The 11,958-nt window shown below is 39.2% G+C and carries 10 protein-coding genes and 1 pseudogene; 1 reads left to right on the top strand and 10 read right to left on the bottom strand.

Translation table 11 applies throughout. The features are described from left to right. The 3 genes and pseudogenes from IM477_RS05465 to rfbF form a co-directional block, all read right to left on the bottom strand. On the bottom strand, positions 1 to 1,257 hold a 1,257-nt coding region (locus tag IM477_RS05465; protein WP_287730847.1), incomplete at its 3' end, for a hypothetical protein. Between the two features lie 105 nt (positions 1,258 to 1,362). Continuing rightward, a pseudogene (locus IM477_RS05460) lies at positions 1,363 to 1,536 on the bottom strand (NAD-dependent epimerase/dehydratase family protein); the annotation flags it as partial. A 32-nt stretch (positions 1,537 to 1,568) separates the two neighbouring features. Beyond that, positions 1,569 to 2,399: a glucose-1-phosphate cytidylyltransferase gene (gene rfbF / locus IM477_RS05455; protein ID WP_199328746.1), complete on the bottom strand. Its 831-nt coding sequence runs from the start codon at positions 2,397 to 2,399 to the stop codon at positions 1,569 to 1,571. A 348-nt stretch (positions 2,400 to 2,747) separates the two neighbouring features. On the opposite strand from rfbF, the gene IM477_RS05450 reads away from it, so the two are divergent. Further along, positions 2,748 to 4,319 carry a hypothetical protein gene (locus tag IM477_RS05450; protein WP_287730846.1) on the top strand — a complete coding sequence of 524 codons (1,572 nt, stop codon included), beginning with the start codon at positions 2,748 to 2,750 and terminating at the stop codon, positions 4,317 to 4,319. Positions 4,320 to 4,587: 268 nt separating this feature from the next. Here IM477_RS05450 and IM477_RS05445 read toward each other — a convergent pair whose 3' ends face one another. The 7 genes from IM477_RS05445 to IM477_RS05415 form a co-directional block, all read right to left on the bottom strand. After that, positions 4,588 to 5,100: a PEP-CTERM sorting domain-containing protein gene (locus IM477_RS05445; RefSeq protein WP_287730845.1), complete on the bottom strand. Its 513-nt coding sequence runs from the start codon at positions 5,098 to 5,100 to the stop codon at positions 4,588 to 4,590. A gap of 127 nt (positions 5,101 to 5,227) precedes the next feature. Continuing rightward, positions 5,228 to 5,407, bottom strand: a complete 180-nt coding sequence (locus tag IM477_RS05440; protein WP_002756784.1) for a hypothetical protein — start codon at positions 5,405 to 5,407, stop codon at positions 5,228 to 5,230. A 388-nt stretch (positions 5,408 to 5,795) separates the two neighbouring features. Continuing rightward, positions 5,796 to 6,806 (bottom strand): hypothetical protein, encoded by a 1,011-nt coding sequence (locus IM477_RS05435; RefSeq protein WP_287730844.1) that lies wholly within the window; start codon positions 6,804 to 6,806, stop codon positions 5,796 to 5,798. Positions 6,807 to 6,837: 31 nt separating this feature from the next. Next, a complete protein-coding gene (locus IM477_RS05430) occupies positions 6,838 to 7,413 on the bottom strand; it encodes a WD40 repeat domain-containing protein (protein ID WP_002756787.1) in 576 nt (191 codons plus the stop codon). 72 nt (positions 7,414 to 7,485) lie between these two features. Further along, a complete protein-coding gene (locus IM477_RS05425) occupies positions 7,486 to 9,246 on the bottom strand; it encodes a DUF4127 family protein (RefSeq protein ID WP_287730843.1) in 1,761 nt (586 codons plus the stop codon). Between the two features lie 70 nt (positions 9,247 to 9,316). Next, positions 9,317 to 10,372: a DUF3616 domain-containing protein gene (locus IM477_RS05420; protein ID WP_002753633.1), complete on the bottom strand. Its 1,056-nt coding sequence runs from the start codon at positions 10,370 to 10,372 to the stop codon at positions 9,317 to 9,319. A 91-nt stretch (positions 10,373 to 10,463) separates the two neighbouring features. Beyond that, a complete protein-coding gene (locus IM477_RS05415) occupies positions 10,464 to 11,771 on the bottom strand; it encodes a leishmanolysin-related zinc metalloendopeptidase (protein WP_287730842.1) in 1,308 nt (435 codons plus the stop codon). Positions 11,772 to 11,958: the final 187 nt, after the last annotated feature.

Here is an 11,958-nt window from a genome sequence, read left to right as displayed (position 1 = left end):
TAAACTTTTTAGCCATTCAGGCATAGAGAGAATTGCCATGTATAATAAATTGGCAGCTAAGAGCCAATTGATCATTTCATCAACTAACCAAGGATATAAGAATGGACTTGCGTAAAAGGTTGTCACCATAGCGACTAAAGCTATACTGGAAGACAAGCTTAATTGATTTTCTTGCTTAATCCAGTCCAGTATTTGAGGAAGGGCAAAGATTAGAAAAGTTAATTTGTAATCCATAACAAGGCCAATAACTAGAAAATTTCCTAAATAAAGGCCTGCTGCAAGACGGAAATAATCAATATATTGACTTTTATCCAAAGATTTGCCCGCATCCGTTGATACAAAATCGGAACTAAGCCATTGTTGAAAAATTTTAAATTTCGACAATAAAAATCTGGTCAAGATTAATAGCGTTAATAAACTCATAATTATATAAATTATGTATCTGATCGTCTTTTTAATATCAATATCGCTGCTGGTAAATAAAGAAAGATTTGATAGAAAAGGTTTGACTTTCAAAAAGAGGGCTTGATGGCCAAAACGAAACCAAACACGCTCAACATCAAATGCTTCTGAGATAGTTTTCATCTCCTCTATACTAGCGAGAAAATAAGTAATAAAAGCAGTGGTAAAAATAGCTGCCAAGAACAGAAATAGATTTCTTTTTTCTTTAATAATTACCGTCAGACCAAAAATGGGAAATAGTTTAATAACTCCCCAAAAAAATATTAATAAGTAGGCACACAACCTAAAAATTAAGGCTCGGCTATTCTTAATTATTATCAGTCCGACACCAAGCCAAGAATAGATAACAATATCTACGTTGCCACGTTCCACTAAAAGCATTACCGGTGGTGAGCATAAAATTAGGGCATAAACTACAGCTTCTTGATAATTTAATCTGCCAATGATAATTAAAGTTATCCCATAAAAGATTAAAGCAAAGAAAACTCCCAAAAATATAGTATCACGCTGCTCTAACCCCAGCCAAGTTAATAAAGACCAACTACTAGGATAAGATATTTGATTGAAGCAAGAATTATTTGTTAGGGAAACTTCTCCTGTCAATCGATCACAATCAAAACCACCTAATACGAGTCCAAGATCCATAAAAGGGTTTTTAAGCGCAGGAACCCCAAGTCTCCTCCAAAACTTGTGATAGGGAACAAAAAAATTAGCTACATACAATAACCCAAAATATCCTAAGAGTGCAGCAATTACCAAAAATCTGCCATCAATTTTTGATGGCTTTTTGAGCATTTTCCTAATCTGGATATGTATTGAATTTACTATGTCCACTTAGTGCCTCCTGCTATTAAAGGATTGATTATCTGTCAATGACTTGAGTTCGGTATAGGACGCTCATTGCGCCGCTAAATGAAAGACTACATCCGGTTGCCATGAAGCGATTAAACGAGCCACTAACTCAGCTAAGGCGGGGGTGGTATTGGGGGCTAAACTGAGGCCTTTTACCTCTGCCCCCAGATGGAGTAACCAAAACGCCAGCCAAGACCCCTTAAAGCCAGTATGACCCGTGATAAAGACCTTTTTGCCAGGCTAAAATGCTTCCTTTACCATATTTTCCATCTAGCTTGTCCAGTGTCATAAAGGTGATTGAGCATTTCCATTTCTCGGTAAGTATCCATACACTGCCAAAACCCTTCATGCTTATAGACGGCGAGTTCTCCCAAAGCAGCCAGGGTTCTTAGGGGCTGTGCTTCAAAAGTCGTCGCATCTCCCTCAATTAAATCCAAAACCTTGCGATTTAAGACAAAATACCCCCCATTAATCCATCCCTCAGCCGTTTGGGGCTTTTCTTGGAATTGAGTGACTAAATTACCCTCAATGATTAACTCGCCAAAGCGAGAAGAAGGACGAACCGCCGTCATAGTGGCTAATTTCCCATGAGAGTAATGGAAGTCCAACAGATCCGCAATATTCACATCACAAACCCCATCCCCGTAGGTGGCTAAAAAGATATCGCTTCTGCTTTGGTCTATATAAGAGGTGAGACGTTTAAGACGGCCTCCCGTCATGGTTTCCTGTCCCGTGTCAATTAACCAAATACGCCAGTCTTCCTCCTCGTGTCCACTATCGAGTTTGGTCACTTTTTTATTGCCTAACTCTAAGAGGACATCACTTTGATTCCAATCATAGTTAAAGAAATAGTCCCGGATTATTTCCCCTTTGTACCCTAGACAGAGCATAAAGTCAGTTAGCCCATATTGGGCATAAGTTTTCATGATATGCCAAATAATTGGCCGATTTCCGATGGCAATCATCGGTTTAGGTCGAAATTCGGTTTCTTCCCGCAGTCGGGTTCCTTTGCCACCACACAAGATGGCCACGGGAATGTTAGACTTATAGTCCTTAACTGTTAAACTGACCGATTGTATTACCATTAGATTATATAGTGAAGGGCTTTGAGAGTGACATCATCTTATCGAGGCAGTTTAACACGGGATTCCCGATTGTGTCCAATATCTGTCTAAAAAAAATTTTGTTAAGCGAGTGTGTCCAGTTTATTGCTAAACAGGCTCTTAAATCTTATAGCAGTTATCTTCATGGTGAGGTACGAAGTTTTCGTTTTGGGGAGTCGGCCAGTAATGCTAAATCAGGTTATACTTCATCTTTAACGCTATAATCCTGACCGAGTAGGACTAGAAATTCGTGCTACCATGCGAAGATAAACATTCGGGGATACGGTCACGAAGCTACCAGACAATTTTAGGATAAAAATACCGACACTTATGGGGAAATCAATCAATAAAGTCCGAGGAATGGCACTGATTTTAGGGATTCTAGCGATCGCCTTTGCCTTTTTCACCAGGATTGTCAGTATTTTTGAATACGTTACCTTCGATATCGGACCCGATCCCGATCAGATTACCTTTGGTTATCTTTGGATGGATATGTGGAAGGGAAACTTTCCTCAATTGGGACTTGCGGGTGGGGGTGGAAAATATGGATTCGCAATTCCCCCCCTCTATATTTATTTAGGGTTTCCCCTGACAATTTTCGGTACCGCTCCCGAATTTCAAGTCCTTACCAATGGACTATTTTCTTTTCTATCGATTCCCCTCTTAATCTACTTTGTTTATCAACTTTTAGAAAATGTAGAACAAGATAAACGTCTTCTCCTGTCCAGTTTGGCAGGATTTTGGTATAGCACGATTTATGGGGACTATTTTATTAATAATTTTTCATGGAACCCTAGCCCAATACCCTTTTTCCTGCTCGTTTTTGCTTTACTCTATCGTTTCCAGATGGAAACGAGTAAGCCGCTGCTCTATCAGGCTATAGCTTGGATATTCTTCGGGATTACCGTCGCTATATTGGTGAGTTTACACACCACCACGATGTTAATTATCCCAGTGACTTCTGTTATCGCCTCTCTAGGGTTTGTTTATCGAAATCGCAAGAATACTCGTAAATGTCTTTTGCCTTTTCTATCGATTCTCTCCGCAAATCTCGCCTTGATTATGTATTGGAATAGTGAGATAGTTCGGAATTTCGCCAATACGAAAGGACTGGTGAGAGCGCTCACGGAGAAGGGGGCGAGCGGTGAACCATCGAGTAATCTGTTCACTCGTCTATTTAAAGCGATTTGGGAAACGGTTTATCTGGGTAATCAAGTGTTTTTTTTGAATGACAATATATCGATTTTCAATGTCGTAGTTTCGGCTATTTTTTTCGGCATTTCTCTATACATAGTCATCAAAAAATATCGAGGCAATAAAACACTGATCGGCTTTTTTGCGATCACTTGGATAATTTTTCTCTACGCTTCCTCTAATTATCCTGATGAGCATTTTTATTCCCATCGTAAAATCTTACTCTGGTTTGCTCCTATCCTCTTGGCGATCGCTAGTCTGGCCTATCTAAACTTTACTAAGACTTTCGACAGGATCCTCGGTCTAGTTCTAGCAATTATCATCGGCTATTCTATCGCAACTAATCTCTATTTCAATCAACGTTATCTTGCTAGTAAATACGGTTCCGAAAGACTCCTATCCGTGGCCGATACAGTGGAAATTATCAATCAGATTCCGGTCGGTTCACCCCTTTGTGATCCGGCCAAGAAAGGCAAAAGAAAAGAGCATGGTCAGTATGATTATATCGATACCTTTATGACCAAAAGAGAGCTAACGATAACCAATGCCTGCCCATCGGGTAGTTATTATATACAGCCGAAATTTAAAATGGCTATCCAAATGAACGATTTATTTCCAATTTTTACCCTCGCCAAAACCCCCCCTCTCGATCGCCCGATGACTTCCCTTCTGGAAACCCCAGAAGCCTATCTCTATAAAATCGAGTAGCAATAAGTAGGTGGGTGGAATTAAATATAAGATGAACGTAGGTTGGGTTGAAGCATGAAACCCAACGCCAGCATGGGTTACGCTACCGCTAACCCATCCTACAAATAATTGTGCCTCCCTACTTACCATCGTGCTAAAATAGGGAACCTCGAAATAGACAACTTATCGCCTTCCCCCGGAACTTCATTACAGACCAAAATATATTCTTGAGTTACTTTAGCAAGAGCTTTAGACGTAGGCGTTTTTAGCGAAGGAAGTCTCAAATTAGTTATGGCCTTTTGCGGAGGACAAAACCTATTCCTCCTAAAATGATTAAACCGATAACGATAGAAGGTTCAGGAACTTTGCTAAAAGTTAGGCTACCTTGTCCCGCAATACCCAAGCGAGGAGTATAGGTAAAAGCCGCTTCACTGAGGTTAAACAATCCGCTAGTCAGGGCAAAATTAGCGATGGGAAAGAAAGCATTAGTAGAGGTGACACTATAATCGATGCCAAGAAAAGTCCCATCGAAATAATTAGCCACGGGAGGGGCATCGGCCGAAGCGAGATTAAAGGTATTGGAGAGTAGATTAAAACTAATATTGGTCAAGGGGATAGATTCAAAATCCACTCCTGTAATCGCCGCATTATCGAAACTAGCCGAACTGGAATAAGTTCCCGTCAGACTTCCATAAGTTATGACACCTTGAAAATTGTAGGTGATATTTGCCCCTTGCAAACTATTGACATTAACACCAAAATATGCTAGGGCTAAACCTGTGATTACAGCAACTTTATTCATGGTAATTACTCCTTAAAAAAAACTCAGGTGGGCATTGCTCATGCTCACCTTTGTAACCCCTAAATCAGGTTTTATGTCAAGCTATTTTGAAAGCCTTGCTAGAAACCAGTTTTAGGGACAAGTATAATTACTCGCTTGCATAAATGAGATGCTCCCGTTGCTCATAAGCTCGATTAGGATTTTGAGGGTCAGGGACAAGAATATTCTTCCACCAAGACGTATTTGGATAACCGGCATTTTTCAGATCATCTAAGCCAATATTGTCGGGATGATAGGCATTCGGCGCACCATCGGCATCAATACTCATTTTTGATTGATAGAAAAAAGCGGTTTGTCCTGAAATTTGCCAAACAGAATGACCGCCAATTTCAAAGAGTTTCGTTCTTGGTTCACAGCTTATAGCGGTAAGCGCTTGAGTGAGATACAGACCAAGCTTTGCCTAGCATGGTTTATAGCTCGTGACACTGTACCTCATACGACTGCACACCGCTATATGGAAGAAGCTTCAATTTCTAAAGTAATCTTTTCACTAGCAACAGAATGATTATCTTGATCAAATCCTCTCGCTTCAATTTGACGTTTGCCGTTGTCAGTAAAACGATAAGAGACTGACCAATTGCCATTAGAAACTGAGCTATTACCGAAGTGCCACTTACTTTAAACGGTCGGCCCATGGGCATTGTTAGAATACGGAACTAAAGATTCGACAGATTGAAACCACGATTTAAAGGATAAATACCCGGTGGCAACCAAAATCCTTCGGTATAGCCATTCTCCCATTGCATAAAAACATGATCGAAGAAATCGAGGTTTTCAGCATGAAGGTCTTTAATTTGCCATTTAGGCCCGTTTATTCCGGTTTCGTGTTTGCCCTGTTGATCATCCCAATAATTCTCTGGGTTGGGAAATTGAGTCCGTTTTGCTCCATCTTTGGTGATGTAATAAATGTGATCCGATTGATCCTGATTATTTCGAGGCCATCTTGCTCCAATTGCCCCACGAGGTGCTAGGTAATCTTCTTTCAAAAAGTAGAGAAATCCCAGACGACGCAGTTTTTTCTCAACGCCTGTAACTTGAACATTATCAATTAAACAGGGGTCTTGGAAAAGTGCTTTGACGGTGGCTAATCCTAACTTTTCAGCCAGATATTTCATCACACAGGAGACAGAATAAGCACAGGGTGCATGATGAATACCGTATTGATCTTTGTTTTGTTCAACTAATTCGTTTAGTTTCTTATGACCTTCCTCCGTTGCTTCCATAAAGGTTGTTTTGGACTGAAGAATGGGCAGGATTCCTTGTTCAAATAACCGGCATCCTTCGGCATCACTTAACTTGTGGTCTGTCGGCAGAGACTGGGTGTGTTTAAGCTTTTTGTAATCATCTAAAACCAGACCCCCATAAATAGTTTTAGTATAATCTGAGGGAGCTGCCACATGAATCAGAATGCTGGTTTCTTCTTTATTTTGATTGGTTTGAGTGTGAGCGATAGCGGTAATTTTGCGATCACCAGGATTCGTGAATCCTGAATAAGTAATCGACCAAGAACCGTCTGCTTTAACCTGATTATTGCCTAGGGAATATTTGTCATCTGCTTTGAGTTCTACAGTGACTATTCCAGAATTTACTTTGCCTGTAAAAGTAACAGGTTTTAGACATTCAAAGCGAGCATGATTGGTAGGATTGATAATTTGTAGGGAAGTCATGGTATTTCTCCTATGGGATTGTTTGCAAAAGTTAATTAAATGATGAGAAAGGGGAGAGATTCCACAATCTCAACGTTCCACTTTCTTCACCACGAGGATGATCGATAGCCGCTAAATATTGACCATCTGGACTTATTTGTAAGTCATAGATATAGTGTTCATTACCCTCAAGATGACCTAATGATTCACCAGTAAGAGAATACAAACCGATGGTACTGTGACGACTTTCAAAATCCTCTGGTTCATAAATAGGAAAGTGAGTAGCGGCTAAAATCTGACTATTAGGACTAATAGCAACTAGATTGCCAATAGAAAGTTCTTTGAGTTTTTCGCCCGATGGCATTTTCCAGAGGGTAACTTGCCCTAGAAAACCCTGAACTGTTAGAACAATTTGACTATCAGGACTAAAGAGAACTTGAAGAATTCCGGGCGGTTCTATATTAGCATCTAATTGAGCAAGCTCTCGACTAGAAGCTGTTTCCCAGAGAACAACCGTTTGATACTTGTCAGCGTTTTCGCCAATCGTTGCTAGAAACTGACCGTTAGGACTAAACGTCAGAGAACGGATTTGATAATTGGGTTTTTGAAATTGGATAGCGTCTTTCATATTTTCTCCTTATTTTGTGACTTTGGTTGTTAACCCCGCCGATATCAAAAGACAATGACAATCCCCAATTAATTAAAATTCTTGAAGCAGTTCATCGAGTCCAAATTTTTTGACATTTTTTACTGCTTGAAAAGGATTAAAGGTAGCAGAAGGTAAATCTTGATGATAAACTCCTGCAACGGATAATTCTCCCCCATTAACGAAAACTTGACTTTCAAAAGTTCGCCATAGTTGAGGGACAACGACTAATTGAGTAGAACCCATTTCTGGTATTAGTTTAGACATTTGTTCGTTAACAAAACGATTAATTTGTTGATAAGTTTTTTGGACTTCTTTGTCATCTTTATATCGTTGATCTTTACATTCTTTATGAAGATAACGACCTCCTATTTCAGCCAAGCGTTTGCGTAGAGGACTATTGGAAGATTGAGCGGCTTCATAGCCAATAATAAAGACATCATGAGCCACAGCTTCCAGTAATAACTGACGTTGGATAGCCAGTTTGTTAGGCTTATCCGTAAAGTGTAAAATTTTAGCCATTGCTAAAGTCTGAGCGCAGACATTGCCAAATGTTCCCCAACCTCCAAAAGCAAGAAACTTATCCGATGGAGGAATACAAAGAGAATTAAAAGCTCCATTGGGATTTCGTCCATCAATAATAATCGTTTTGCTCTGTTGATTGGTTGGTAAAGCTTTTAACTGATTAGCTATCTTTTGATCCAGTGCTTTCTGATTAGTATCATTAAAGTTGTCACCAAAATGATAGGAAGCTTGGGGATGGCGATCAAAAATAAACACTTGAGCATCCCAATTATCATCATTGACGATAGTAATACCTAATTCCTGAGTTATATATTTGACAATTTCTTCTGTAGTTCTATAGCCATCATAGTGATGTTTGGCTTGAGAATTTGCAGTAATCACTTTCAGTTTTAGGTTAGGAAGTTGGCGAGCAAATGCCCGTAAAGTGGTATCATCAGCCCCCCAAGTTAAAGGGCGTTTTAAATGAGCTAATCCACGAGATCCTAATAGCTGATGTAAGCGTTTTTCCATAATCTCGGAACGAAATTCATCAGCATATTTAGAGGGAGAGTCACCGATGGCAAAAACAATATCAATGATAGGCTTATTCAGACTCTTAACTAAATCAATGGAATACTCTAATTGACGAAGCTCCATGTTATGAAAAGCTCGGAGTAATTGATTGTCAGAATTGCTATTCTGATAGTCTCCTAAGCTAGTAATTTCTTGTTTTAAGCCCATAAAACTCCCAATAAGAACAACTTGTTTCTTTTGTTCAATGTAGGGAATATATTCTTCAGGGGATTGAATGAGGCGATCGCTAATTAAAAAAGCAGTCTCTTTCCGAATAGATTCAGGTAAGAGTAAATAAGCTTGTCTGGCCATCATATCGGTTTGCCGTCGTGTGGCCATAACAAAGGGTAAATAAGTTGTCTCGGAACGATGATCAGGTTCGTTACCAGAGGGAAAAATGCCTCTTCCTGAACCCGCAGATTCACGATCTTGGTCATTAGAGCGATGATAAACACCAATATTCGGAAATTCAGCATTAATGGTTTTAATTTTATCTAATGCTGTTGTCAGAATTTCTAGATGAGGCTTATAAGCAAACCATTTTGTTACACCATTAACAGGGGTTGTTAGTGTTAATTGCCAGTGATTATTAGCGGCAGATTGATAGCTATTAATCTCAAGTTCACCTCCAGCTATCAAGGAAAATTTTTGAGTAGGATCAGTAATCTGACTGCTATCTAGGGTAGATTGTTTGATAACAGTATTGACTAGAGCTTTCAGTTTTTGGGTAGTCATCATTGATTCTCCTTTTTTTCAATATCAGAGGATTATCTAAGTCTCAAAACTAGCAAAATTTGAGGACATAACCCTAATTAGGGACAGTAAATTGCATAAACTTGGCAGGTATTGCACACTGATTTCCAGAATCCCCACTATTGCCATCAATCAAAATATAGGCTGTTCCATCAACGATCGCTAATCCTTCTGATGACTGGGGTAATTCTCGAAGGATTTCAGGTTTAAGAATCGTATTGGGTTTGAGATCCTCAGCCGATAGTTTCCAAAAAACGAAATTATCTTGACCATCTTTCGGCCCGCCAGCAATTCCCCAAATCTGGTTATTATCAAAGGTAATTTCTCTGATTCCCCGTCCCCCTAAATCTAGAAGTGTTGCACCATCGAATTGATAGTTATCCAGATTAGCCATTGATAGTAAAACAGCATAATTCTTAGCGTCTAATGTGACAACGGGAGAACGTAAGCCAATCCAAATCTTGAATTTTTCGAGGGATAAAGGCTCAGGAATGGCTACTGCTCCTTCCGCATTAAAAGCATTGGCTTGTTCACACGCCACTTTATCTCCTAATGATTGATTAGCCTTGGTTTCCGCCTCATCAATAGCACGACTCACGGCACTGATAATCTTGTTAGAATTCACATCTAGACCTTGAAAGAGAACTTTAGAATCGATTTGAGGACTTTGGATCAGTTCACCAATAATTTTTAATTGATTTCCCGACAATTGAGCCTGTACAAACCGTTGTCTATTTGCTTTGATCTCACATTTATTGTTACGACTGTGAGAACCGAAGAGAAGAACTTTATTATCATCTAATTTTGCGATCGCTTCAATGTCACTTATTTTTTTCTCTAAGGCTAACTGACTTTGACGAGTTGAGTCTAATTGCTTAGAACTCACAGAATAGAGAAAGAGAGCGTCTTTTTGTTCATTATCTGCTACTAAAAGGCAATTTCCTTCTGATTCTGGACAGGTTACTTTTACGACAGCAGATGGTTCACAGACAGGATATTTTCCCAGTGTTGATACATTGTCAGCCTTAATATGAGCCATCGGGAAAAGCCAACCGAGAAGAAGAGCCAAACTAAGTGCTGATAATAGCTTGAAAAGGTGGGTAATTTTCATAGAAACAGTCCTTAAATTATGAAACACTCGATCGGGGGAAGCTTAATTCAGGAAAATAGTAATAACTCCCCCCATATTTATGTTGACAATTTTAGGTCAATGCGGTGTAAATTTCCTCCGATATTTCGGTATCTTTATAGTATTCAAAGTTAATTTCTTGGACTGTTTCTGTCATGGTGAATAGAACATCTTCAATCTCACGAATCAAGGTTTCTAAATTCGTTTTTTGGATTAATTCCTCAGCAATAACATGACCGAGAAGTGCCATCACTTTAATCGTCACAGGTAAGACATATTCATAGGTATCTTTGAATCCCGTCATTAATTCCTGATCAAATCGTTCTTCGTCCCAGTGGGAATATGCTGTTCCTGGACCATAATCGGTTTCAACAAACATATATTGTAGTTCGGGAATCTTCTTGATTGTTTCGGGTTTAAAAGCACCCGTATTTTGATAAAACAAATTCATCCATTGATCCCAACCAAATCCTAATGTATGTCCAATTTCGTGAATAATTGTGCCAGCAATACCATAATTAGTAAACGTTCCAAGATACTTAGTATTAAACTCAATCTTGCCATAGACGGTATTGCCTTGTTGATAAGGTTTATAGGCTCTAGCAATCACAGAACCAGGACTATAAAATGTTCCTAGTCGGATCACAATATTAGACTGAGGAATGACAAAACGATTCCAAAAGTTACAGGCTAATTTAGCGGTTGCTTTCAGCTTCCCATTGTCATCGTTTAAGATTTGGTAAGTAATCACCGTGCTTCGGTTAATATTTGGGCGAAGGATATTGACATGGGGACTATAAGCAAACCATGTAACCGAACCATTCACAGGAGAAGATAAAACCAATTTCCAATGATTATGATCCACCCTGTCATACTGTTGAATCTCAAGTTTCGATCCAGCTAATAAAGTAAATTTTTGTCTTGGATCGGTTATTTGGGTACTATCAATGGGGTATTTTTTAATGACAGTATTTACCAATGCTTCGATGGCTTGAGTAGTCATAAACTGTTCTTCTCCATTGCCAATAAAATCATTTGAACGCACAATAGTATAAGGTTTATCGGGATAAAAATTGTTGTTTTCATCCATCTCTCCCCATACATAAGGAGGAATGGGTGCAACAGCTTCTATGTCACGATGAAAGGTCAGAGTTTCTAATTCAACCCATCCATGATTGCTATTTACTCCTTCAGGTTTAGAGATAGCTGTACCAAGCATTTCAGAGATGGGAAAAAAAGGTTTTTCTCCACCGATCATTCCTTTGACATAAGCACCTTTAGGGATGCGTGCTACCATGTCTCCATGAAGGCTTAAATCATCGAGTTCTAACCATCCCGGTATGCCTTGATTGGGATTGAGTTCTTCAGGAATTGATATCATAATTAAGTCCTCAAATAAGTGATCATAATTATTAAAACTAGGAGGGGATTAGATTGATTTTGCCCTACCTAACAAAAAGTTTAAGTTTCTTTGACTTCTGCGTATTCGTCAAAGACAAAATGAACATCTCGATCGCCTTGACTTTTATCTGGCTATTTCAGCCAATAGTGTTGCTATCCTTGGTAAT

This window comes from Microcystis sp. M090S1, assembly GCF_020246295.1.
Taxonomy (GTDB): Bacteria; Cyanobacteriota; Cyanobacteriia; order Cyanobacteriales; family Microcystaceae; genus Microcystis; species Microcystis aeruginosa.
The sequence above is the reverse complement of the archived record's forward strand: the minus strand, read 5'-3'. Positions and strand labels throughout refer to the sequence as shown.